The organism is Virgibacillus sp. LDC1 (assembly GCF_025792345.1).
In the GTDB taxonomy this organism is placed as follows: domain Bacteria; phylum Bacillota; class Bacilli; order Paenibacillales; family Paenibacillaceae; genus Paenibacillus_AQ; species Paenibacillus_AQ lautus.
Window position 1 is genome coordinate 25,411 of record NZ_JAOXLZ010000004.1, and the last position, 25,433, is coordinate 50,843.

Annotated in this window: 21 protein-coding genes and 1 pseudogene; 17 read left to right on the plus strand and 5 right to left on the minus strand. The window is 51.8% G+C overall.

The annotated features are described in order from the left end of the window. The first annotated feature begins 26 nt into the window (after positions 1–26). The 13 genes from OHJ21_RS24510 to OHJ21_RS24570 all read left to right on the plus strand — a co-directional run bounded on the left by OHJ21_RS24510 (position 27) and on the right by OHJ21_RS24570 (position 15,017). Positions 27–1,121: a D-alanine--D-alanine ligase gene (locus OHJ21_RS24510; protein WP_326111954.1), complete on the plus strand. Its 1,095-nt coding sequence runs from the start codon at positions 27–29 to the stop codon at positions 1,119–1,121. A 98-nt stretch (positions 1,122–1,219) separates the two neighbouring features. Further along, positions 1,220–1,537 (plus strand): hypothetical protein, encoded by a 318-nt coding sequence (locus OHJ21_RS24515; protein WP_006208215.1) that lies wholly within the window; start codon positions 1,220–1,222, stop codon positions 1,535–1,537. Next, positions 1,534–2,535 carry a UV DNA damage repair endonuclease UvsE gene (gene uvsE, locus OHJ21_RS24520; RefSeq protein WP_100540192.1) on the plus strand — a complete coding sequence of 334 codons (1,002 nt, stop codon included), beginning with the start codon at positions 1,534–1,536 and terminating at the stop codon, positions 2,533–2,535. The genes OHJ21_RS24515 and uvsE overlap by 4 nt, the downstream gene beginning before the upstream one ends. 264 nt (positions 2,536–2,799) lie before the next feature. Continuing rightward, a complete protein-coding gene (locus OHJ21_RS24525) occupies positions 2,800–3,663 on the plus strand; it encodes an inositol monophosphatase family protein (RefSeq protein WP_100540193.1) in 864 nt (287 codons plus the stop codon). A gap of 62 nt (positions 3,664–3,725) precedes the next feature. Beyond that, on the plus strand, positions 3,726–3,992 hold the full coding sequence (locus tag OHJ21_RS24530) for a hypothetical protein (RefSeq protein ID WP_100540194.1): 267 nt from the start codon (positions 3,726–3,728) through the stop codon (positions 3,990–3,992). 180 nt (positions 3,993–4,172) lie between these two features. Then, on the plus strand, positions 4,173–4,508 hold the full coding sequence (locus OHJ21_RS24535; protein WP_486021402.1) for a hypothetical protein: 336 nt from the start codon (positions 4,173–4,175) through the stop codon (positions 4,506–4,508). 74 nt (positions 4,509–4,582) lie between these two features. Then, on the plus strand, positions 4,583–5,845 hold the full coding sequence (locus OHJ21_RS24540; protein ID WP_486021403.1) for an SGNH/GDSL hydrolase family protein: 1,263 nt from the start codon (positions 4,583–4,585) through the stop codon (positions 5,843–5,845). A gap of 374 nt (positions 5,846–6,219) precedes the next feature. Continuing rightward, entirely contained in the window at positions 6,220–8,085 is a 1,866-nt protein-coding gene (locus OHJ21_RS24545; RefSeq protein WP_486021404.1) for an SLC13 family permease, read from the plus strand. A gap of 301 nt (positions 8,086–8,386) precedes the next feature. After that, positions 8,387–10,219: a cache domain-containing sensor histidine kinase gene (locus tag OHJ21_RS24550; protein WP_326111945.1), complete on the plus strand. Its 1,833-nt coding sequence runs from the start codon at positions 8,387–8,389 to the stop codon at positions 10,217–10,219. After that, complete coding sequence (locus tag OHJ21_RS24555) at positions 10,219–11,538, plus strand: response regulator transcription factor (protein ID WP_326119880.1); 1,320 nt, start codon at positions 10,219–10,221, stop codon at positions 11,536–11,538. The genes OHJ21_RS24550 and OHJ21_RS24555 overlap by 1 nt, the downstream gene beginning before the upstream one ends. 96 nt (positions 11,539–11,634) lie before the next feature. After that, a complete protein-coding gene (locus OHJ21_RS24560) occupies positions 11,635–12,570 on the plus strand; it encodes a carbohydrate ABC transporter permease (protein ID WP_100540200.1) in 936 nt (311 codons plus the stop codon). A gap of 1 nt (position 12,571) precedes the next feature. After that, positions 12,572–13,438 (plus strand): carbohydrate ABC transporter permease, encoded by an 867-nt coding sequence (locus OHJ21_RS24565; protein WP_486021405.1) that lies wholly within the window; start codon positions 12,572–12,574, stop codon positions 13,436–13,438. A gap of 130 nt (positions 13,439–13,568) precedes the next feature. Next, positions 13,569–15,017: an ABC transporter substrate-binding protein gene (locus OHJ21_RS24570; RefSeq protein WP_486021406.1), complete on the plus strand. Its 1,449-nt coding sequence runs from the start codon at positions 13,569–13,571 to the stop codon at positions 15,015–15,017. Between the two features lie 285 nt (positions 15,018–15,302). Here OHJ21_RS24570 and OHJ21_RS24575 read toward each other — a convergent pair whose 3' ends face one another. The 5 genes and pseudogenes from OHJ21_RS24575 to OHJ21_RS24595 form a co-directional block, all read right to left on the minus strand. Then, complete coding sequence (locus tag OHJ21_RS24575; protein WP_486021407.1) at positions 15,303–16,289, minus strand: DUF4367 domain-containing protein; 987 nt, start codon at positions 16,287–16,289, stop codon at positions 15,303–15,305. After that, complete coding sequence (locus OHJ21_RS24580; protein ID WP_486021408.1) at positions 16,240–16,839, minus strand: RNA polymerase sigma factor; 600 nt, start codon at positions 16,837–16,839, stop codon at positions 16,240–16,242. Before OHJ21_RS24580 ends, OHJ21_RS24575 begins: the two co-directional genes overlap by 50 nt. A gap of 231 nt (positions 16,840–17,070) precedes the next feature. Then, positions 17,071–18,013, minus strand: a pseudogene (locus tag OHJ21_RS24585) (aminoglycoside 6-adenylyltransferase). A 172-nt stretch (positions 18,014–18,185) separates the two neighbouring features. Then, positions 18,186–19,502 carry a glutamate-1-semialdehyde 2,1-aminomutase gene (locus tag OHJ21_RS24590; RefSeq protein ID WP_486021409.1) on the minus strand — a complete coding sequence of 439 codons (1,317 nt, stop codon included), beginning with the start codon at positions 19,500–19,502 and terminating at the stop codon, positions 18,186–18,188. Positions 19,503–19,583: 81 nt separating this feature from the next. Then, positions 19,584–20,657 (minus strand): LCP family protein, encoded by a 1,074-nt coding sequence (locus tag OHJ21_RS24595; protein ID WP_100540208.1) that lies wholly within the window; start codon positions 20,655–20,657, stop codon positions 19,584–19,586. 156 nt (positions 20,658–20,813) lie between these two features. On the opposite strand from OHJ21_RS24595, the gene bcp reads away from it, so the two are divergent. From bcp to OHJ21_RS24615, 4 genes are all read left to right on the plus strand, one after another. After that, positions 20,814–21,269, plus strand: coding sequence for a thioredoxin-dependent thiol peroxidase (gene bcp / locus OHJ21_RS24600; RefSeq protein WP_326111935.1), 456 nt, complete (start codon positions 20,814–20,816; stop codon positions 21,267–21,269). A 761-nt stretch (positions 21,270–22,030) separates the two neighbouring features. Beyond that, the gene (locus OHJ21_RS24605) at positions 22,031–23,338 is read left to right on the plus strand and encodes a polysaccharide deacetylase family protein (RefSeq protein WP_486021410.1); all 1,308 of its coding nucleotides are present in this window, start codon (positions 22,031–22,033) and stop codon (positions 23,336–23,338) included. 270 nt (positions 23,339–23,608) lie between these two features. Continuing rightward, positions 23,609–24,079, plus strand: a complete 471-nt coding sequence (locus OHJ21_RS24610; protein ID WP_100540211.1) for a DUF1641 domain-containing protein — start codon at positions 23,609–23,611, stop codon at positions 24,077–24,079. A gap of 32 nt (positions 24,080–24,111) precedes the next feature. Continuing rightward, complete coding sequence (locus tag OHJ21_RS24615) at positions 24,112–25,287, plus strand: NAD(P)/FAD-dependent oxidoreductase (RefSeq protein WP_486021411.1); 1,176 nt, start codon at positions 24,112–24,114, stop codon at positions 25,285–25,287. Positions 25,288–25,433 lie beyond the last annotated feature (146 nt).

Sequence of the window (25,433 nt, forward strand, 5' to 3'; positions counted from 1 at the left end):
GCAATACGGACAAGAGAGAGGTTAACATGGGACAGGATAAATTAACGGTAGGTTTAGTATACGGGGGGAAATCCGGCGAGCATGAGGTGTCATTATCCACGGCATTCGCGGTCATGAACGCTTTTGATTTTGATAAATATGAGATTGTTCCGTTTTATATTTCCAAGCAGGGTACATGGAGAATCGGCAGCAAGCTGTCGGCTCCTTTTGCCCAGTTGGAAGAATTGAAGCTGGCTGAAGGGGATGGCACGCAAACAGCGCTGAACGCCGTGTTCAGCAGATTGTATGGCCAAGAGACGCAGACGGTGGATATTATGTTCCCGCTGCTTCACGGGACGTTCGGGGAGGACGGAACGATTCAGGGACTGTTCGAAATGGCGGACATTCCTTATGTGGGAACCGGTGTGCTTGCGTCGGCAGCGGGGATGGATAAAGTCGTGATGAAGAAGCTCTTCGCCCAGGCGGGATTACCGCAATGCGAGTACTGTTATTTCAATCGTACCCAGTGGGAGCGGAGCCAGCATGAAGTGCTGAAGGATATCGAGGACAAACTCGGATTCCCGAGCTTCGTCAAGCCGGCTAACCTGGGTTCAAGCGTTGGGATATCCAAGGCTAAGGATCGGGAGCAGCTTAAGGCGGCGATTGAATCCGCGCTTCGGTTCGATGACAAGATCATCGTTGAAGAGTTCGTGGATGCGCGCGAAGTGGAGGTCAGCGTGCTCGGCAATGATGAGCCGATGGCATCCGTTCCGGGTGAAATTGTCTCTTCCAGTGAATACTACGACTATGCGGCTAAATATACGGATGGACAGTCACAAATGCAAATTCCGGCCGAAATCGAACCGGATACGGCTGATCGTCTGCGCGACCTCGCCATTACCGCGTTCAAAGCGATTGAAGGCGGCGGCATCACGCGGGCCGACTTCTTTGTCCGCCGCTCGGACGGCGCGATTCTGATCAATGAAGTGAACACGATGCCGGGCTTTACGCCGTTCAGCATGTACCCGCTCTTGTGGCGGGAAACGGGCGTATCCTACCGCGAGCTGCTTGACCGGATGATCGAGCTGGGCCTTGAGCGGTACAACCGTAAGCAATCCCTAATTTATGAGAATCAGGCGTAAGCCGTCACAATAGGATATGAAACACCAGGGGGAGTCCGCGCTATTCAATACGGCTCCCCTTGAGTCTAATATTTTGGGATGAAAGGAAGATACGTGATATGGGATTTCAAACCGAGTTCAATTCCGTTTGTAAGTTTAAGAGTGAGCAGGAGCTCTATGAGCTGCTGGAATACGGCCGCGGCAAAATGCTGAAGGATGGCCTTCGGGTATTTCCGACAGGACAGAAGGTCATTGCTTATACGCCGGATAACCAGGCGGTGGCGATCGTCCTGATCACCGCGTGCGTATCGGAGATTAACTTCCAGGGCCGCGAGGTCACTTCGGTCGAGCTGCAGCTGATTCGCAAATTGACCGATGAGGAAGCACGCGTACAGACAGCACTCGCTCACGAAATGTTTTTTGGAGACCATGCATGATTGTTCGTTTCGGTTATGTAGCCATGTCCACGGTTGTGCAGAATGCTTCTCCTTCCAAGACGATGACCATGAAGAGTTTTATGAAGCTGAATGACCGTGAGGCCGGCCTGCACAAACTGGAGCGGATCGCGAATGAGAATCTACATAATACCCTTCGGCTTCTGAAGCATAACGCGGCTCACGATATCAAGGTGTACCGCTTCTCGTCCAAGCTGATTCCGCTGGCCACGCATCAAGATATGCAGGATTGGGATCCGTTCCCGGCTTTGCGGGAAGGCTTTCAGGGCATTGGGGATTTTGTGAAAAAATACGGGATGCGGGTATCTTTTCATCCGGATCATTTCACGGTGCTGAGCACGCCGCGTCCTGAGGTGCTGGTCAACTCGATCCGTGATCTGGAGTCGCACGTCCATATGCTGCAGGCGATGGAGCTGCCTGCTTCCATGAAAAATAACATTCACATCGGCGGCGCCTATGGAGACAAGCCTTCGGCCTCGGCCCGATTCGTGGAACACTTCCATGAGCTTGAACCGCATATTAAGGAACGGCTGACTCTTGAAAATGACGACAAAACCTTTACGGCGCAGGAAACGCTGGCCGTATGCCAGCAAACGGGGCTGCCCATGGTGCTCGATATCCACCATCAGTGGGTCAACAACGATGGCGAGGCGCCTTGGGAATTGTGGCCGGATATTCTTCGCACCTGGGAGACGCCGCTTGCGCAGGCGGATTCGGACGAGGCGCAGCCGCTGCCGCCCAAGATTCACGTATCCAGTCCCAAGAGCCCTACCGATATCCGCAGCCATGCGGATGGGGTGGATGTCGTGCCATTGCTGGCGTTTTTACGAAATATTGCGGGGGCTACGCCTAAGGTGGACGTTATGATTGAAGCAAAGATGAAGGACGGCGCTTTGTTTGATCTGATGAAGGATTTGGGAGATTATACGGCAGAGGGCGTAACCATTCTTGACGGTGCCTCCATCCAAGTGAACCCTTAACCCGATAAGATGAGCTTGTTAACACTTGCAAGTTGATGGATTTTGGGTTACGTTGGAAGTATCCAAACAGAGATTCCCCTTAACACATGACATCGGATAAAAAAGTTCGTTCTCGCCAAGCATTCAGGTGCACAGCATAGGACGGACTTTTATTGAAATAGGCGGAAATTTCGCTTAGCTGCCCTTTCGATTACTACAATGACTGAATAGGATGTAGGGATTGTCAAAAATCACTAGATTTATATAGAAAGTAGAGTGAGTGCTTTGAACGAGAATGAAAAGATTCCTTATGTTGTCAGCAGTAAGAGTTACACCGCCGTTGCCATTAATTGCGCCGCCAAAGCGGGTGAGTGGATTAAGAGCAAGCTCGGTACCGTCAAGCAGTTGAGCACCAAGTCTTCGGCACAGGATATCGTAACCGAGGTGGACAAAGGTGCCGAGCAGATGATCCGCAAGCTGATTTTGACGCACTTTCCGGATCATGCGATCCTTGGAGAAGAAGGGGTTGCCCCGGGTACCGATGCCTACGCGAAGGCACTCGAGGACGCCAAGGACGAAGAGTATCTCTGGATTATCGACCCTGTGGACGGAACGACGAACTATGTTCATGGATTTCCGTTTTACTCCGTTTCGATTGCACTGGCTAATCATGGAGAAGTCATTGTCGGCGTTATTTACGACCCTTCCCGGGACGAGTTGTTTGTTGCGGAAAAAGGAAAAGGGGCCTACGTTCACGGCAACCCTACCTATGTTTCCAAGGAAGATCAATTGTCGGACAGCTTGCTGGCCACGGGCTTCCCGCTGGACAGCACGGTCAACCTGCCGCTGAATATGGCGGAGCTGCAGGTGCTGCTGCCGATGGTCCGTAATGTAAGAGCCGGCGGATCCGCTGCGCTTCATCTTGCTTATGTGGCTGCCGGCCGGCTCAGCGGATACTGGGAGCACGGCTTGAGTGCTTGGGACGTTGCCGCAGGCGCGCTATTGGTTCAGGAGTCCGGCGGTAAAGTAACCGATACGGAAGGAAAGTCATACGACCTGTCGGTCCGTCATTTGGCGGCAACCAACGGGCTGATTCATCAGCGTTTTCTGGATACACTAAAGGACGCGGGCGAAGCTTTGGTTCGCTAAAGGCCCGGGACAACAGAGGATGCAGATCACTTACAACCGCTTGATAAAGGAGTGTGCTTACGATGAATGAGAAGTCGGATCAGGATTTGGAGCGCCAGCTCAGCGAGATGTTAACGGACGGTGAAATGCAGAAGAAGGATCGGGAGAAGGAGGAGCGCAGGCTTCTCTCTCCGAAATACGAGATCCGGATTCAGACGCAGCTCGATCCCATTGTGGAGGAGACGCAGAAATACCGCAGCATGGCGAAGGAAGTGGATGATCGCTATGACAAGTACATGGAGAAGGCAGTTAAGAAGGATAAGCCTGAGGATTCAGGTGAAGAAGCTTGATAACGCTTTAAGGGATGATTCCGAAGCGGGCGCATATCTATTCATTAAAGGCCGAATCAGGAATGGACAGCATAGAGTGAGCTGTCCATTTTTTTTATGATAACTAGCCAAGATAACAATGCTCAAGATGGCTCAAGTTGGAGTCACGAGGTTTGACCTTGTCCATAGGGGGAGAGCGCGGTGCGAGTTCGGCTTCAAATTTATCATGTTCTGGGAGGCGCATCAGGGGCAGCCTCCATGATGCTGTGGTGCATCCTGATCTTCTTCAACCCCTATTCCGATGAGATCAGCTGGAAACCGGCCTTAACTACGTTCGTCATGCTGTTTCTTCCAGCCACTTTGGCGATGCTCGCGGTGATGTACTCATACCGATTGCTGCTGCTGGTTGCCTTTGGATGGTCGATCCTGCCAAGCCTGTATTTTGCATCCACGCCTGGAATATTTGCTTGGTTTGGAGTTACCTCCCTCGGCTATTTATTCACTTTTCTTATCATGAAACCTTATCCTCCTGGTTGATTCGGTACCATTCGCAGGTTGCCGGTGGTAAAATAAGGCTGTATCAAGATAATTGACGTTAAGGGAGTGAAGGCATGTTCAAACAATGGAAGAAGGGGCTGGCGGCAGTAACCGGCACCTTGACGCTCGCGGTGGCACTGGTTGGACCGGGCGTTGCGCCGGCTTATGCCGATGAGATTACAGCCAAGGATACATATCATATTGTAGCGTTGGGGGACTCGCTGACCGTTGGGTATGAGCCGGGAATGGATCTGAACAGCAAGCCCTACGGTTTTGTTGACCGGCTGTATGAGCAGGGTTTGTTCCACGGCCGGACCGAGGTAACGAATCTGGGGATCGGCGGCCTGAAAACCGATGGGCTGAATCATTACGTCAAGGCCGTCTTGGATGAACGCGCGATTACGGCGGAGGAACTGCAGCCGGGGCTCAGCGGCATCGATCCGCGCACCAAGCAGATTGGTGCTGACGCAGCGAAAGCCAAGCCGGTTATCGCCAATGCGGATCTGATTACCATTACCATCGGCGGCAATGACATGATGAGTCTGGTCAGTACCGTGGAAACATTAAGCGACGAACAGCTGAAAGCAAAGATGCAGGAACTGTTCAAGATCTATACCGATAATGTCTCATCCGTCATTACCAACTTGCAAGCCATCAATCCGGATGCCGCAATCGTGGTGGCGGACCAGTACAACCCGGTGCCTAAAGTCGCTGACGAGGTCGCATACGCTAAACTGCTTGCAGCATCTGGAGAGTTTACGAAGCTGGTGGAAGGCGTAGCTGACAGTTTTGCGTCTCAGGGCGTGGATATCAAGGTGGCCCATGTTGCGAAGGAATTCGTGGGCTCCGAGCTGACGATGACCCATATCCTGAAAGATGATATTCATCCGAACCAATATGGATACGAGACGATGGCCAGCGTGTTCGCAGAGACGATCTGGGGCAGCTACAAGAATCCCGCTGTTCAAGAACAGGGGCAGCCGATGCGTATCATCGTGAAGGGGCAGGAGCTGAACACGCCGTATAAGCCGATCCTTCGCGATAACCTGAATTACGTAGCGATACAGGATATCGTAAATGCTGTGGGGGCGACGACCAAGTGGGAAAATAAAACGTCCAGTGCAACGATTACGTTGGGAGATCAGACGGTGGTGGTGAAGATTGGCGCCAAAACCGTTCAAGTTAACGGAACGGCTGTACCGATCGATACGCCGGCTTTCCTGCAAAAAGTAGGGAAAGAAGATAAAACCTACGTTCCGCTCGCCGTGATTGCATCCGGTCTAGGTTTTGATGTTCAATACAGCACCAAATTGCGTACCGCATTCATTAACCTGTAATTCCATAAGCAAGCTGCACCGGCTGGAAGGAGCCGATGCAGCTTTTTTTTGTGATTACCGGTTGCGGTGATGGCCTAGGAGAGATATCCATTTGATTTCCCCTGTTTGGTTGACGGCCCAATAGAGAACATGCTGGAGATATAGGTTTAGGGATGCACTTGCACAGCGGTGTGATGTTTCTAACATGAGTAACTCCAAGCAGGTGGTACAATACGACATCATTTCCTTTCATGAATGGTTTGACATCAGATCAGAAGTTGAACCCAGATCCTGACAGGATGGAGAGTGGAGATGCATGAAAGTGGCAGGGAAAGGGATGTTGAATGTCGAATCTTGGAAGAAACATAGATAGGGCAATATAGGGGGAACTAGGAATGAATGGACCGATGATCGTTACATTGTCTGTCTTGGCCGTGGCATCCGCATTGTTCATGTCGGGGAAAGTGCGGTCGGATTTGGTCGCGATCGGCGTGTTGATGGTACTGATGTTAACGGACATTTTAAGTCCGGCTGAAGCCCTTTCGGGCTTTTCCAATTCGGTTGTCATCATGATGATTGGTTTGTTTGTTGTGGGCGGCGGCATTTTTCAGACCGGATTAGCCAAGATGGCAAGCGGAAAGCTGCTGAAGCTTGGCGGCGGAAGCGAGACCCGGCTCTTGATTATGATCATGCTGGTGACGTCGCTCATTGGCGGATTCGTCAGTAATACCGGCACGGTAGCAGTGATGCTGCCCATTGTTGTCAGCCTGGCATTCAGCGCAGAGATCAATCCGGGGCGGCTGCTGATGCCGCTTGCTTTTGCGAGCAGCCTGGGCGGCATGCTTACGTTAATCGGTACGCCGCCGAATCTCGTGATTCAGGAGACGTTGATCAACGTAGGTTACGAACGGCTGTCGTTCTTTGCTTTTTTGCCGATCGGCCTGGTGTGTTTGGCAACGGGGATCATCGCGATATTGTTCCTTCGCCGTTTTCTTCCCAGCGATGAAGAAGGGGGAGCAGGTAAACAGGGCGGGCGCTCGCTTCGAGAACTTGCCAAACAGTATCAGCTGACTCAGAACCTGTATCGGATTCAGGTCGGAGCCGATTCCTCCATTCGATCCAAGACATTGCGGGAGCTGGACATTCCGGCGAAGTTCGAGATTAACGTCATTGAAATCCGCCGTAAAATGTCGGCCAAGAATCAATTCTTCAAAACGATCAACCAGGAGATCGCAGGTCCCGAGACCGTGATTGAGGAAGACGATATTCTGTATGTGAACGGCCCGTTCGAGCGGGCCTCGGAGCTTGCGGAGACGTATGGGCTTGTCATGCTGGACCAGCGTGTACCCGAGCATCGGAAACGTGCCGAAGAGTCGCAGTACGCCACGAGTGACGTCGGCATTGCCGAGGTGATGCTGACGCCGTCCTCGCGCCTGATTGGCCGGCTCGTCAAGCATTCGGGCTTCCGCGAGAAGTATCGGGTGAACATTTTGGGAATTCAACGAAAAGAACAGTATCTTCTGCATCATCTGAAGGAGGAGAAAATGCGCTTTGGTGATGCCCTGCTCGTTCAGGGCACCTGGAAGGATATAGCCCTCCTGGCTGCCGAGCAAACGGATGTCGTGGTGGTAGGGCAGCCCGTGGAGGAGTCGCGCAAATTGACGATGGACCACAAAGCGCCGATTGCGGCCGGGATCATGCTCTTGATGGTGATCCTGCTGGTGACCGAATGGATTCCGGCGGTTGCCTCCGTGATGGTTGCTGCGGTATTGATGGTGGTGTTCGGATGCGTGCGCAACATGGAGGAGGCCTATAAGACGGTCAACTGGGAGAGCATTGTGCTCATTGGCGGCATGATTCCGATGTCCATTGCCATCGAGAAGACGGGAGCCGCCACGCTAATCTCGGATATGCTGGTCCATTCGCTGGGCAGCTATGGCCCGCTTGCCCTGCTGGCAGGGGTGTACTTCACCACCTCGCTGTTGACGCTGTTCATCAGCAATACGGCCTGCGCCGTATTATTCGCGCCGATTGCACTCTCGGCTGCGATCCAGATGGGAGCCAGCCCGTATCCGTTTCTGTTCGCCGTCTCCATTGGGGCGAGCATGTGCTTTGCATCACCGTTCTCCACGCCGCCGAACGCGCTCGTCATGTCGGCAGGCCGTTATAAATTCAGCCACTACGTGAAGGTCGGAGTGCCGCTTCAACTGGTGATTGGCATGGTCATGATGGCGGTACTGCCGCTGTTCTTTCCCTTCTAAAGGAATTTGCATATGAACACCTCTATGTTGGGTCCGGTAGGGTCCGACATGGGGGTGTTATTCAATTTGGCTGTAATGCATACTGGATCTTACTTACCTATCAGGCAAATTTGCTCATGGAAAGTCAGTTAACAACTGGCATGCTAGCCTTAGTAAGCAGGAAATCCCCCGACCCGAGGTTAATAGTTGAATTTGTGACTTCCTGCCTCATCGTAAAAATACGCATCATTTGCGTAGAAATGACTACGCTGGTGCCGCTGGATTGTTGCTATGCTTGAGAAAGCCGGAGGTGCAAGGACCGATGAAGAACCGCTTTAAAAATCCGCTGGGACGCATGAATATCAAACAGCAGATGATTCTGCTGTTCCTGGTGCTGGTCATCCCGTTGTTTGCGCTAAATGCCTACGGGAATTCCATGGCCGGTCAAATCCTGAAGCGTCATGTGACCAATGCTTATATCGAACTGAACAAGCAGAACTTCAAGCTGATTAACCGTGATATTGAAACCGTTAACAAAGTAACCTCCACGGTCATCCAAAATTCGCAGATCCAGCAGCTGGATCCCTTTGCCGAGGGCACCGTTCTGGAGCGCGTCAAAAACTACGAGCGGCTTGAAAAGATGCTGTTGTCCTTCTCCCAAGAGACGGATGAACGCGAACCGGTCTATTACTCGCTCTATGTGTACGACCCGGACAACAGCTACTTCTTTGCTCCCTATTACCCTGACCGCAGAAAAGCGGGGGTGTATTTTTTCTCCGACGAGAAGGAGAAGCCGGCATGGTTCGATGAAGCCGTGGCAATGAAAGGGAACGGGTATCTCAAGCGCATAGCGAATTTGTCACCGCCGGTACAAGGACGCCAGGATCAAGAGACCTTAAGCTATGTGCGGGCCGTTAACAATATTTATCGGGGCGGTACCATCGGCGTTTTGGTCGTAACCAATCTGGACGCGCGGATCGGCGAGTCGTTATCGACGGTATCGATACCGGATGGGGAACTGTATTTTACCGATTGGAACGACCATATCCTGACTTCGTCGGTACAAGGCATGGCAGGAAGGCTTGAATTGCCGCCTGAAGCGGATCCGGGCCATTCCACCATCGGTGTCATGGACGTGATTACGTCGGATTTTATCTATGTCATCGATTATAACTACGTGCTTCAGCAGAAGCTGGTCTACAAGGTGCCCGTCAAAACGCTGCTCGCCCAGCAAAGCGAGATGAAGCGCGTCATCCAGGTTATCTCCATCGCTTACTTTGCCGTGGGGCTCATTATCGTTTTTTACTTCTGGCAGTCGCTGATGACGCCGCTCCAGAAGCTGGCGCATTTCGTGAGAAGGTACGAACCGGGGAACGTTGTGCCGGAAACCCCCTATAGGCGCAGAAAAGATGAAGTCAGTGTCCTCATCTCCACGATCTATGACATGGCCCGCCGATTGAATGATCTGATCCACTACAAATACCGTATGGATCTGAAGCAGAAGGAAGCGCAGCTGCAGCTGCTTTATCAGCAGATTAACCCCCATTTGCTGTACAACACCCTGGAAAGCATTTATTGGAAGAGCACGATGGAAGGCAATACCGAGTCAGCCGAGATGATCAAGGATTTGTCCAAATTGATGAAGATCAGTCTCAGCCGGGGCCGGGATCTTATCACGCTCGGGGAAGAGCTCGAGCATGCGGGGGCTTATATCAATCTTCAGTTGAACCGTTACGACTATCAGTTTACCGTCCGCTGGGAAGTGCCCGAGTCCTTGCTGGTGAACCATGTGCCGAAGATTACGCTGCAGCCGCTGCTGGAGAACGCGATTATTCATGGCATTAAAAATATGGGCGAGGATGGAATCATTCGGATTTCAGGACATCTGGAGGATGGACACTGCCTACTCGTCATTGAAGATAACGGCTTCCGCCCCGTAAACTACGAGTCCATCCACAGGCTGCTCCATAGTGAAGCGCCGGACCCTTCGCTGGGCTACGGCATCCGCAATATCCAGGAGCGGATCCGGCTGCATTTTGGAAGCCGCTATGGGCTGGAATATGAACCAAGAGAAGAAGGGGGAACCCGTGTGACCATTACGATCCCCCGAACAGAAGTTGCAACCATTACCGCAACCGGACAGGAGGTTTCCTGATGTATAACGTTTTGGTGGTAGATGACGAACCTTTGATCTGCAAGGGCTTAGCCGGGCTGTTAACGTCCTCGGGCCTAGCCATCGATGGGATTACTACGGCCTACAGCGGGCAGGAAGCGCTGGATTACATACGGATGGGGGATATCGATCTGCTGGTTACCGATATCCAGATGGGCGAGATGAACGGCATTGAGCTGATGCAGCAGGCAAAGATCGTAAAGCCGTGGGTTCAGACGATCATTATTTCAGCCCATGAAACATTTCAATATGCGCAGCGGGCGCTTCAGCTCGGAGCCAAGGATTATTTGATTAAACCGCTGAACAGCGAGCAGTTTCTGGATTCGGTCCGCAGCGTGCTGCTCAAGATGGAACGACCGGCACCTCAGGTGGAGCATTTTCTCATGGCCGATAATGAGCATTTTCGGATGGAGGAGCCTCCGTCCGAGCGAATAGAGCGGCTGAACCAGCGGCTCTCTACGGAGCTGGATCAGCCGGAGCTGGTCGGTCTAGACGAGTCGGAGCTGGGCTTGATCGGTCCTTATTTTGCGGTGATCAAGATGAAGCTGGGCCTAACGAAAGACAGCGGCGCTTCTTTTTCCAGGCAAGATCTAAACCTGATTCAATATGCCGCGCTGAATATTGCCAAGGAGCTGCTGGAGCAGGAGCCGCACACCTTCGTATTCTATTCGCCGGAGCGGGACATCAACATCATCCTCCAATGGAGCGAGCAGGAGATGGAGGAGCATGCGAGCGGCAAGATCCACCATCTGGAGATGATTGGCCGGAGCCTGCACCACCATGTGGAGCTGTACCTGAAACGAAGCTGTACCGTAGGGATCAGCCAAATATTGAGGGGGCCGGAATTTTTGAGCGTGCTTAGCCGTCAGGCGGACAAAGCGATGCTGTGGAGCGAGCAGCTGCATGATTTCCATGTGTTTTATTACGGGGATTTCAATTGGCATAACTATGCCCAGGAGACGTCGCAGGAGGTGCTCTCGAGCCAGAGCAACCGGATCGTGGAGAATACGAGGCAATATATCGAAGAGCATTACCGCCAGAAGGGATTGACGATTCACGAGGTAGCCAAGAGCAATCATGTAAGCCCGAACTATTTGAGTTATCTGTTCAAAAAATATACCGGCAGCAGCCTGTGGGAGTATGTCGTGAAGCTGCGGATGGAGGAGAGCAGGTCTCTGATCCTGAGCACGGATCTCCGCCGATACGAAATCGCGGAGCGAGTCGGCTATGAATCCCCGGAGCATTTCAGCAAAATCTTCAAAAAATACTACGGCGTCAGCCCAAGCGAGTTAAAGAAGTAAGAACGGTTATACTTCACATAGTTTTAGACATGTTCGAAGACTCCCCGCCTTTTTACAATTAAAGCTGGACATTTAATAAAGGAATGAGGGAGTCAGATGGAAGAAACGGCCATGCCGCAAGGCCAGGCTCGGATCGAGCCCGGTCATCGCACCCGAAAGGAGCATAAGCGCAAGCCGCTGTGGAAGAAGTATTTATGGGGGTATTTGTTCCTCGTTCCGGCGATTGCGATCTTTATCGTCTTTTTGTGGGTGCCGATCTTTAAAGGGATCTTTTACAGCTTTTTTCATATCGATTTCGTAAAAGGAAACACCTTCGTCGGGTTTGATAATTATGCAAACGTTCTGAGCAATCCCGACCTGCTGCTTTCCGTTCGAAATACATTGTATTTCATGCTGTTAACGCTGGTCATCGGCTTCTGGGTGCCCATTGCGGCCTCCATCGCCATCTCGGAGCTGAAGCTGTTCCAGGGCTTCGCCCGGATTGCGGCGTATCTCCCGTTTGTCGTACCCGGCGTCGTGCTCTACGGCATGTGGAGGTGGATGTATGACCCGGTAGGTCCGATCAACGCCCTGTTCGGCTTCTTCGGGGCAGAACCGGTATCGTTTATTTCGGATAGCCGTTTCTCCATGGTGTCGCTTGTCGTGATGGAGACATGGCAGCAATTCGGCTCGGCGATGCTGATCTATCTGGCCGGCGTGCTCAGCATACCGAAGGATTGGTATGAAGCCGCCGAAATCGATGGTGCGGGCGTATGGGCCCGGATTAAATACATTACGCTCCCCTCGATGCGCAATTTGATTATGCTTATGCTGATTCTGCAGCTGATCGGCACTTCGCAGGCGTATCAGTCGCAGCTTGCGATGCTGGATGGCGGACCGAACAAGGCCACGCTCACCTATGCGCTTCTAACCGTAAAATACGCGTTTAACCAGCTGGATTACGGGGCAGGAACCGCTATGGGCATTTTGATGTTTCTGGTGCTGAGTTTGCTGGGCATCCTGCAATTCAAGATGAACAGGGAGGAGTACTAGGATGAAAGAGAGAGGCATACTGTCCGCTTCGGATTTGAGAAAACCGTGGAACAAGGCGGTATACGGGTTTATGGTGCTGTGCATCGCGGTGATGGTCTTTACGATGCTGTACCCGATCGGCATGACGATGTTTAACGGGCTGAAAAGCAATCAGGAGATCAACACGTTTCCGCCGCGCTTTTTTCCGTCGGAATGGCATTGGGGTAACTTCCCGAAGGGGTGGGAATACATCGATCTGCCGATGTTTCTGAAGAATACGCTGCTTATTTTTGGCGGCAATCTGCTGGTGACGATTCTGGTACTGGGCTTGGCGGCATTCAGCATATCCCGGATCCGGGTTCCCTATCACCGGGCCATCTATTTCTTTATTCTCATGACCTTGTTTATTCCGGCGTCGAGTTACATGATTCCGAACTTCGTCAATTTGAAGGAGCTTGGGCTGCTGAATTCCTATTGGGCCTTCTGGCTGCCGGCCGGAGCGAACGCATACTTCTTCCTGCTGATCAAAAACTTCTTCGATGGCATTCATCCGGAGATCTTCGAGGCAGCTCGCATTGACGGCGCTTCGGAGTTGAGCAGCTTCCTGCGGATTGCCGTTCCGCTGTCCGTTCCGATCTTCGCAACGCTGGCAATCTTTATTTTCTCCACGGCATGGAATGACTGGTTCTGGCCGTCGCTGGTCATGCAGACGCAGGACAAGTACACGCTGGCTACGGCCATCTACAAATATGTCATCAACGCAAGGAGCCTGGACAGCAGCGTGAAATTCGCGATTCTGTTCATGGTCATGGTGCCGCCGATCTTCGTATTTCTGGTGTTCCAGAAATTCATTATGCGCAGCGTCAGTCTCTCGGCCGTTAAAGGATAGGGCAGCGTGTACAGCATCGTAGCCCTGCACATGATCGTCATATGAATGCACATCGTCCTTTCCGGGTTTCGATTCTATGATGGAGATAAGAAAGGACATTATTATTTCAATAAGGAAAAGGGGAGTATCCATGCGCAAGTTCTCAGCACTACTGATCTGCCTTATGCTGTTCAGCTCCTTGCTCGCCGCATGCGGCGGCGGCAAAGCAGCGCCGGAGGTCGGCAATAAAGACGGAGGGACCGCCAATTCGGGCGGAACGACTACAACGCAGACAGAGGAACCGAAAGAGGATATCGCGGATCAAAAGATAACGATTAAGATCCACTATCCGCTGCCGGATGACACAACGCTGCGTCAGCAGGAGGATGATAAAATCGCCCGTTTCCAGGCGAAATATCCGAACGTGACCATCGTGAAGGATGACTGGCAGTACAGCGTCAACGAAATTGGGGTCAAGATGGCTTCGAACGAAGCACCGACGTTTTATAACACTTGGGCTACGGAAGCACAGCTGCTCGTGGAGCGGGGTTGGGTGGCCGACATTACGGAGTTCTGGAACGACTGGGAGTACAAGGACGACATGAACCCCGTGCTGCAGGATCAATTCATCGTGGACGGCAAGGTGTACGGCGTTACGCAGAACGGGTACATCACGTCAACGATTGTGAACAAGAAGCTCCTGGATGCGAAGGGCGTGCCCGTTCCGCCAATGGATTGGACATGGGACGACATGTACAACACAGCGAAGGGCGCCGCAGATCCGAAGGCCGGCATTTCCGGAATCGCGCCGATGGGTAAAGGCAATGAAGCGGGTTGGAACTGGACCAATTTCCTGTTTGAAGCTGGCGGGGACATTGAAGTGAACGAAGACGGTAAAGTGAAAGCGGTGTTTAACTCGGAAGCCGGCGTGAAGGCGCTGGACTTCTACAAGAAGCTGAGATGGGAAGCGAATGCCATTCCGCAGGACTGGGCCCTTGGTTGGGGCGATGCCGTCAGCTCGTTCCAGCAGGGACGTACGGCGATGGTCATTGCGGGCGCATTTGACGTGATCCAGCCGGCATTGAATGAAGGGGGCATGAAGCCTGAGGATGTGCTTGCGTATCCGATGCCTGCGATGGAGAAAGGCGGAGCACATCACGGCATTTTGGGCGGCAATTACTTGGTCATCAACCCGAATGCCACGAAGGAAGAGCAGGAAATGGCATTCCGTTACATCACGTTTGATTATTTTACGGACGATGCGCTGAAATCGGTGGAAGATACGATTAATGCCCGCAAAGCCGAAGGCAAATACTTTGTTCCGACCCCGCTGGAATATTTCAGCGATGATTCCGAGTATGCCGCGAAGGTGAAAGCCATCTACGATAAGTACGACAACGTCTACAAATATGATCCGCAGCTCTTCAGCCTGTTGGAAGGCAAGCCGGAAGCGCAATTCGGCACCCAGGATTATTATGCCGCGATGTCCAATGTCGTGCAGGAATCGTTCTCGAAGGAAGGCACGGATTCCAAGAAACAGCTGGACGATACGGCCAAGTTGGTTCAGGAGAATTTCTTCGATAAGATCGAGCAGAAGTAAGGGTACTGCCCCGGATGGGATTGGGGAACATGGCAGCACAAAAGAGAGACGCCGGAGCGGCGTCTCTCTTTGCTTTTTCATATCCTTGGTTATAGTTGCAAAAGCCGGGCGAAAGGTCAGCCCTTCTCAAGCACGGCCGCTGATTCGTACCCGGATCCCGACACGAATCAGGCGGCTTTTTTGTATAATTTTTCATTTTTACAGCGTTCCTACGAAAAAGAGCCATATTGGTGATTACGATTGGCTATGATTATGACGGCCTTAAGCCAAGTGACACAACGCTGCTTACTTGGAATCCGCCTTTGGAATGATCGTCTTGGCGATGCGGATCAGCTCTTCGGCAGCGATGTCACCCGTGGTAGCGTTGAGCGAAAACATGTAGTGATGTCCGGTGGTTGGTTCTTCATAGACCCAGTCCAGCTGTGCCAGCTGCGCCGAGTTTCCGCCGTTCCACGTTTTTTGCAGCACATCCTGCCCGTTGATCTCGATTTTCCGGCTGGTCATGCCCGTGCTCTCATCCCAGTAGGAAGTCACGCTTCCGTGGTCCCCGTTATTCAGAATGGTAAGGGAGACTTTTTTATTGCCGCTGGCATAATATACCGTCGAAAGCCAGAATTGATCGGTGAACTTCACCGGCATCAGGGCGTAGTCCTTCCCGGAGGCTTTGGCTTTCTCAAGCAGCTTTTTGGCGATGTCGGCTTTTTCCTGCTCGGTCAGCGGGTTCACGTCAGTCTCGCGCTCCATGTGCACGCTGGCGTTATTGAACGTGTATGTGCCCGAACCGGAAAGCTCCTTGGCCAGCGGCAAACCGGGCACGTTCACCATGCTTTGCAGCTTGGCGAAATCCTTGACGGCATGTGGAGTGGATTTGATGTCGATGGCATGCTTCGGATTATCCGGTACGACATAAATGATGGCGGCTTCGCCCGGCATGATCTGTTCGTCCCAGATGGTGTTCATCAGATGTATACGGTTCAGTTCCTCTTTTGAATAGTCCTTACGCGAAGGCGACTCTGCGTTCGATTTCTCCTCATAGACTACCTCTCCCTTGCCGTTGGTTAAAGAGTGGTACTTTACTGCTGCGAAACCGGTCGATGCGGTAAGCAGCATGCCGGTAATTAAGAGAATGCTCACTTTGTTTTTCACGAAAAATCGCTCCCTTTTAAGATGTTTTTTCCGAATTTGGTTCATGACGCGTTCCTGGAGGGCCGCCCCGAGCGGCTCAACCCTTTGAAAGAGTGGTTTCAGGTCCTGGTCGTTGTCCATGCTCATTCGTTTCTTCCCCCTCGGCCATGGCATAATGTTTGCGGAACTTGGCTGCGGCCCGCTGAAATTTTTTCCTAAGATAGGTCGTGCTTTGTTGCAAAATAAGGCTGATCTCGTGATAGCTCTTGTCCTCGACGCAGCGCAGGATGAGCAGGCTTCTTTCCTCGGCGGTTAGCCTGGCCAGCGCACTGAGCACGGACGGATTGTAGTATTTGTGCTCGATGACCTGATCGACATGCCTGTTATCCTGATCCTTCTGATACAGAAAGGGGAGGTATCGGGATAGCTTTCGCTTGCGGAGGTAGTCGATGCACTGGTTGGAGGCGATGCGGTACAGCCAGGCTTCGAAGGGCTTGTCCGGTTCGAATTTAGATAGATTGCGATAAGCTTTCAAAAAAGCTTCCTGTGTGCAATCTTCGGCTTCGGCATAGTCGCCAAGCATGTGATAGCAATAGTTGAAGATGGCTTTGTGGCAGCGGTTCATGATCAGTTCATATTTGTCGATCTCTCCCTTTAAAACATCAGCAGCGATCTGATGGAATGCTGGTTCATCCAAGTGGTTTCACCCCTTTACAATTTGTATTACGCTTGGGCAAAGCACAAATGTGACAAATGGATTTAATAAATCTTGTTTGCAGGAGAGGGCATTCGGCAAAATCGAGTTGGAGTAAGCGGTGCCCTGTATGGATTGGGGAGAATTCTGCAACAAAAAAAGAGAGACGCCGGAGCGGCGTCTCTCTTTGCTGATTCATTTTCTTAGCAATCGTGGCTTCATTTGGACCAGTGGTTAATCCTCTTCGAGCCCGGCTGCCTGGATTCGATATTTGGAATCAAGGGAACCACAGCTTCCCGCAATCTTAATAGATCGCCTTAGCATCCGCCGGCAGCTGCCGGACATGCTGCAGGAAGGAGGTCACGCGCTGATCCTGTCCCATATCGTATTCGAAGCCCAGCTGTTCAGCGACATAAAGCGCGGTTCTGCGGAACAGCGCTCCCATCGTAAACAGCGCCTCCCACACCTCTTCGTAGGTTCCGCGAGGGTAGGTGGACATCAGCTCGTTCCAGCTGTCCGATGACAGGTAGTTTTTCAAGTACTTGCCGTTCTTGCCTATGCTGAGCGAGAAACCGGTCTGGGTACCTACCTGCCACCCCAGCATTTTCATCAGCATCGGACGCATGATGTTGTGAAAGTGGTCTTGGGCATACAGTATTTCTTCCCGCCACAAGCCCTTGGCTACATACGTGGATACCCACCAGAATTCATTGCAGCAATCCTCGAAAAAGGCTGCCGACGGGCGCTTTACCCAGAAATCCTCGTCGGACGGAGCAGAAACCTTAGGGAAGGTCTGGTCTTTATCCATTAAGATCTGGATCAGTTTGTCTTCTCTGCAGTATTTCTCCTTCTCCTCAATGGGAATCAGGGTCATGTCAATCCGGTTGCCGTCGGTAAATAACATCAGGTACGAGAACCAGCCTCCAAGATCCGGGGGAAACAAGGCCATGTCTTCCGGCGTCTGCAGAATCAACCGTTCCCCGAAAACGTCAATCCAGTTCGGATCCTGAATAAAGCTGTCCATGTCCGTTACGTGAAAGCTGATATCGTAATCCTGGAAAATATCCTTCGGCACGTTGGGATTCGTTCTGGAGCCCTCCAGGGTCACGGCCCGAACCCGTTCGTCGCGGGCTGCGTAGCCCAATACCAAATCCATCATTTCTTGTTCGCTTCTCATGTTATCCAGCCTCCGCATTCATATTTAGATGACTCAGGTTTCGAATCGGACAGGTCAGGAGGTCCACGAATCCGGACCGTAGAAGCATGGCATGGATATGGAGCATGTTATAACTTGTTCAAGCGCTTTTTCATGGGGAAAACTCCTTTTCGTGATTTCTAATATATCTAAATTAATTCTTCATGGCCTTAAAAGATTCCTCCGCAGCTTCAAGCGTAGCCTCGATGTCGTCATCCGTATGGGCGGTGGTCATGAACCAGGCCTCGTATTTGGAAGGAGCCAGGTTCACGCCGCGGTCCAGCATATGGCGGAAGAATGCGGCAAAGGCTTCGCCGTCGGTGTCCTGCGCTTCATCATAGTTCGTGACCGCATGATCGCAGAAGTGAGTGGAGAAGGAACCCCGGATGCGGTTGATCGTGAGCGGAATGCCGTGGCGGTCAGCGGATGCCTGCAAACCTTCCGTCAGCTTGATGGTCAAGCGCTCCATTTCTTCATATACGCCTTCACCCTGCAGAACCTCCAAGCAAGCGATTCCGGCAGCGATGGAGGCGGGATTACCCGCCATAGTTCCTGCTTGATAAGCTGGGCCGAGCGGTGCGACCTGTTCCATCACGTGTTTACGGCCGCCATACGCGCCGATAGGCAGACCGCCGCCTATGATTTTGCCAAGAGCCGTAAGATCCGGCTGAATCGCTTCATGATTGGCCAGACCCGCATAGGTTTGGGTAGATCCGTAGTGGAAGCGGAAAGCGCTGATGACTTCGTCATAGATGACCAGCGAGCCGTTGTCGTGCGTCATCTGGCATAAGCCTTCGAGGAATCCCGGTTTCGGCATCACCATGCCGAAGTTGCCAACGATGGGCTCCACCATAACGGCAGCCACATCATCGCCCCATGCGTCGAGGGCAGCGCGCAGGCCTTCCAGATCGTTGAACGGAACGGTAATGACTTCCGTTGCAATGCTTGCCGGGATCCCGGCACTGTCCGGAATGCCGAGCGTGGAGGGGCCGGAGCCTGCAGCTACGAGGACAAGATCGGAATGGCCGTGGTAGCAGCCGGCGAACTTGATGATTTTGTTGCGCTTGGTGTAGGCGCGGGCCACCCGGATCGTGGTCATGACCGCCTCGGTGCCGGAATTGACGAAACGCACCTTATCCATGGACGGGATGGCGGCCTTCAGCATTTTGGCCAAGGTGATCTCAAGCTCGGTCGGCGTCCCGTAGAGGGTACCGTTTTGAGCTGCCGACGTGATTGCAGCTGTAATATGCGGATGGGCATGTCCGGTTATGATCGGGCCGTAGGCTGCTAAATAATCGATATAGCGGTTGCCGTCCTCGTCCCAGAAGTGGGATCCGCTTGCACGTTTCATGAAAACGGGGGCACCGCCGCCTACGGCCTTGAACGAACGGGAGGGGCTGTTTACGCCGCCTACGATATGCTGCAGCGCTTCTTGATATAGAGTTTCGGAACGGTTTCTGGATGTTGACATTATAGTTAAACTTCCTTTCTTCATGAAGCAGGACAGGAAGCTAAAATGACGTAGCGCCCTGTCCTGATTGCTGTATGTGTATTAGTTACGATCCGTTGTTGCAGATGGAACAGTGGAGCTTTCAGCGTCGCTCTTCTCGGTATCGCTGTTCTCGGAATCACCTTCCGTGCCTTCGCTGCCTTCGGTCTCAGGGTCAGGCGTTGGCGGGTTCATGATATCCTGGATATACTGTTTCAGCGTATCCGGATTGCCCACCGTTAGAACGGCAGCGCCGCCGATATGTTCTTCCTTCAGGAGTTTCATCGGCGGTACCTGTTCGCTGCCGCTCATTTTACTCTTGTAGGCAACGTTCGCAAGCTTCCACATATCCTCGACATCGAGATTGGTATCAATGTACGGGCTGACGGACTTCAGAATGTCCGGAAGCTTCATGATGGACGTGGTGGTCTGCATTTTCTTGGCTACGGCCTTCAAGAGCTCGCGCTGACGCTCGGTGCGGGTAAAGTCGCCCATCGCATCGTAGCGGAACCGGACATATTGCAGCGCCGCGTTGCCATCCAGATGCTGCATGCCTTGCTTCAATTCGATGTCGTATTCGTTTTTATCTGCTTTACTGGCATAATTCATGTCCTTCTCAACATAGAAATCAACCCCGCCGACGGAATCAACCAGCTTCATGAAACCCTGGAAATCCGTATAGACGTAGTATTGAACCGGAATGCCCAGCAGATCGCCTACCGCCTTCATCGCCGTATTTGGGCCGTGCGTGATGGCCGTATTGATTCGGTTGCGGTCATATCCGGGTATTTCTACGTAAGTATCGCGCAAAATAGAGAATAAGTGCATTTTTTTCTTCACCGGATCAATCGAGGCAACAAGCATACTGTCGGAACGAGGAATTTCCCCTTCCTCAAAACCGCGTGCATCCACGCCCATCAGCAGAATGTTAACCGTCTCCGTTCCTTCCCACTCGGGCGGCGCCGGCACTTTGGCATCTACCTTTTCAATTTCACGAAAAGGGGAGGATTCACCTGATTTCTGAAGACTTTGTAAGCCGTCGTAGAACGATGCCGCATAATAAATGCCATAACCAATAATAGCGGCGAGGATGAGGCTGACACTCCATATAATCGTCTTCTTTGTTTTTTTGGTCATTGTGTTCTTCCTTTCGGATTACGCTGATGAATAAATTCGATAGAACATTTGAACATTCGACATTCATTCTATTATAATTTTTTTCGAAAAGACAATCAATTTTCGGGACTAAAGTCCGTAAAGTAGGAGTGGAGCCTTATCGCAGATCAAACACAGTTGACAGTCGGAAGCCAAGTGCCGGATTTTTCACTTCCGGCTTCGAACGGGGAGAAGATAGCTTTAAGCGATTTTCGTGGACGTAAAGTCGTGCTGTTCTTCTATCCGAAAAATATGACCCCAACCTGCACCGAGGAGGCTTGCAGCTTCCGGGACCATTACGGAGCCTTGGAGCAGGCGGGCGCAGTCGTGATCGGGATTAGCCCGGATCCGCTGAAATCCCATGCCAAATTCATCGATAAGCATAGCCTGCCCTACTTGCTCTTGTCTGATGAGGAGCATAAGGTTAGCGAAATGTTTGACGTCTGGCAGATGAAGAAGATGTTCGGCCGCGAGTATATGGGTATTGTACGCTCTACCTTCTTGATTGATGAGCAGGGAAAGCTGGCAGGCGAGTGGCGGAAAGTGAAAGTGAAAGGTCATGTCGAAGCGGTTCTCGCAGCCGTGCTGTCATAGCTATATGAAGAACGGTCCCTCAGCATGCCTGGAAAGGCATGATAAGGGACCGTTTTTTTAGAGAAATAAGACCAGAGGTATAGGCCGGCGAAGGGACCGCAGGAGGCCACCGGCTCCCTCAGCTGCTCGCCCGCGTTTGGCTATTTACCGAAAACGAGCTGTTTCGGGCCGGCAGACATAGGATCCCCTGTATGCTGTAAAAACGAGCTGTTTTTGAGCCCATTTGGACACTCGATCCGCTATTTACCGAAAACCGATCCATTTGGGAGGCCATCCGGACAGAGGATCCGTTAATGCACCCAAAATCACGAATTTAGCCCGCAATATCTTGCAATAGCGGATCTCATGTCCTCATACCTCCATTAAAGGGCAGAAAACAAAGGAATAGCGGAACCACAGTCCTCGAATATCATCAAATATCGCTAATCCAGGAGAATCGAGCTGTTTGGGAGTACCATGCGGATCCTGTTGCCCGTCATTCGCTTGGCTCTCCGTCGATTCCAGGGCCCAGCCACAACACCTGGCTTTTAGCCGCGTTCACGGCATTGCCCCAAAGGTTCCGCTCCTCTCAAGGGTGGCGGATACGACATTGCCAGAAGAACCGGTGAAGACTCGCACGACCGCACCATTTTCTTGTCTGACGGGATGTTCTATCATCCCTTCCGGTTGTAAAATATCAAATCCTAGTCTTTTTTTGAAACGCCCTCCATATAATCTATCAGGAAGCCGAACTCATAGAAATGATGGAGGTAGAGTTGATAATGAAAAATATGGTGCGGGTAACATCAATTGCGGTATTTTTCGGCGTATTGGCATTGCTGATTATGATCGGTATGGGGCTTGAGGTCCAGCGGCCGATAGACATATATGTGGAACAGTCTCCTCTGGCATCGCCGCCAATGACAGTAACTCGGCAGGATGTACAGGTGAAGCCGGAAGAGGCAAGCAAGCCAATCGTCACGACTGCATTCAAGAAACCATCGGCCGTGAACGCCGCACCTGTTCAATATAAGAAACCAAGTGACAAAACGGTATACCTGACATTTGATGACGGGCCATCGGATCTGACGCTTGATGTGTTGGATATTTTGAAGCGGGAAGGAATTAAAGGCACGTTTTTTGTACTGGGCAAGGAAGCGGAGACCCGTCCCGAGATTATTAACCGCATCTACGAGGAAGGCCATGTGATCGGGAATCATACATATGATCATCGTTATGACAAGCTCTACGGGCATTTTCAGGATTTCTGGGGACAGATTAAGAGAACGGAGGAAATCATTCGTTTAATTACGGGTGAGCGGCCGCAGCTGGTCAGAGCTCCCGGGGGGACGGCCGGCCATTTTGACGAAGCCTATTTTCAATTCATGAAGCAGGGGGGCTATCATGTATTTGATTGGAACGTCGACAGCGGCGACTCCAGGTATCGAGGCGTCCCGGTTAAAGACATCGTCAAAGGGGCAACCACGAAAGTGAACGGCAACGAGGCCATTGTGCTTCTTCATGACGGTAAAGGGCATGCCGAAAGCGTAAAGGCTCTGCCGGACATTATTTCATATTATAAAAAGCAAGGCTATGCCTTTGATGTACTGTCTCCGGAAATCCAGCCCGTACAATTTCGTGCCCAGCAGAGTGCACGGAAGGCTTCGCAGCCTTCAAAGCAGTGGATTCGCGAGCATGTCGCAGCCAACGCCGCGCTATTTGAGACTGGGCGAACGCTGGCCGTGGAATTCGGAGGAATGGAGACTGCGTTTTCGGCAGGGGAATACAAAATGGTGGACGGCCGGTTGATGGTACCGCTGCGTTCCCTGGTGGAGCGGCTCGGCGGAAGCGTGTCTTGGAAGTCTCACAACAAGACCGTGCAGGTGACACTGGCAGGGAATCGCTGGGAAGCAGATCCGCTTAACGGCTTGCTATTCCCCATGCAAACAGGGGGCAAACCGGTGTCTTCGGATGTTCATTTAATCGGCGGCACCGCTTGGATTCCGCTTCGGGAAGCGCTTGACTTTTCCGGCCGACCTGTTACAAGAGTGACATATGAGGAAAGCGAGTATCGCGTTCTAACTTTGTAGTCGAAAATTGCATTTTATGTTTGTAATTATGCTTCACAAGTTATAGACTAGTACTTAGAGATATTTATCACAATCCCTAAGATTGTTTCAGATTAAAGGAGGGGGAGGCTTCCCCCTGCTTTATTTTTGGCGATAGTGAGTCACCCATAAGTTCGCACTTTTGTACGTGATGCATAATAGATACCGGTTATCCCAAAATTAAAACTAGCCGGTTCGATCGTCGCCAAGTCCATCTTGGGAATTCACTTAAAGAAAAGGAGGCAATTCTTTATGACAGAAACATCTTCTCCACAGCCGTCCGAAACTCCGGAAAATGTTGTAGGAAACCAAGAAGCTGCGGCGTCCAGCCGTCCTGATGTGCTGCTCGAACAACTGCTCAAGCCCGAGGTTCAGGAATCCCTCACAACTCTCGTGGACAATCTTCCAAAACTTACGGAAATGCTGACCGTCATGACTAAGGCATATGACTTCGGTAAATCCGTAGCTACGGATCCCGTGCTTGCGGAAGACACCATGGCTTCCCTTAGCGGATTCGCGAAGCCAATCACGACAGCAGCAAAAGGCGTTGCATCTGCAGCCATCGAAGCCGGAGACCGTGTACACGCTCAAGGCGACCAAGCTCAGATCGGCGTATTTGGTCTGATGAAAATGCTGAAAGATCCTCAGGTTCAAAAGGGTCTTCGCTATGCTCAGGCTTTTTTGGACGTTCTTAACGAACGTGACCAACAAAACAAGCGTTAATCCATAAATCATACGAAGAACGGAGGATGGTCATGTCTAAACATATTTTAATTTTGGGCGGAGGCTACGGCGGCTTGCTTAGTGCGCTTTCTGCACGCGAGCATTTTGGTGCTGCTGCAAAAATCACGCTGATCAACCGTTTCCCAACCCATCAGATCATTACGGAATTGCACCGTCTGGCAGCAGGCAACATCGCAGAGAAAGCAGTAGCTTTGCCGCTCGACAAGCTTCTGCGCGGCGCGAACGTTGACCTGCGCATCGGCAACGTTAAGGAAATCAAGCCGGATGAGCGTTCGGTTTCCCTCGATGACGGCGGAAACTTCACATATGATGCCCTGGTTATCGCACTGGGCAGCGAAACGGCATTCTTCGGTATTCCGGGATTGCAAGAGAACAGCTTCATTCTGAAGTCCGTGAACGATGCGAATCGTCTGCGTGCTCATGTGGAGTCCCGCATTGCGGAATACAGCAAAACGAAAAACAAAGCGGACGCTACCATCGTGGTTGGCGGCGGCGGTTTGACAGGCGTTGAGCTTGTTGGTGAATATGCCGATATGAGAAGCGAGCTGGCTCGCAAATACGGTATCGACCCACAAGAAATCACGCTTTATTGTGTTGAAGCAGCTCCTTCCATTCTGCCAGGCTTCCCTGCCGAACTGGTTGACCGCGCGACAACAAGCCTGCAGAAACGCGGCGTGAACTTCCTGACCGGATTGCCGATTACCAAAATGGACGGCACGACCGTTGAACTGAAAGACGGCAGCACGCTCGAAACCAGCACCTTGGTATGGACGGGCGGCGTACAGGGCAACTCCGTTGTGGCAAACTGCGGCATCGAAGTCAATCGTGGACGTGCGGTTGTCAACGAATTCCTGCAATCCGCATCTCACCCTGATGTTTACATTGCAGGCGACAGCGCGGTGGTCATGGGACCAGAAGGTCGTCCATACCCGCCAACTGCACAGCTGGCATGGCAAATGGGCGAGCTGATCGGCTACAACATCTTCGCTCAATTGAATGGCGGCGCACCAGCTTCGTTCACCCCGGTATTCTCCGGTACGCTCGGCAGCTTGGGACGTAAAGATGCCATCGGTACCATTGGTGCTAACAAGACTCAATTGAAAGGTCTGCCTGCAACCTTGATGAAAGAAGCAAGTAACATGCGTTACCTGTCCCACATCAACGGTTTGTTTACACTGGCTTACTAAGCCTAGAAGGCGGCATTATATCAACATATAAAGAGATGGACCCGGAGTTTTTCGGGTCCATCTTTTTTTTGCGCAGACAAACATAAGCAGATGGACTTAGGGACATCGACATGAAAACATAATACGATGATTACACCCGGGAGCGA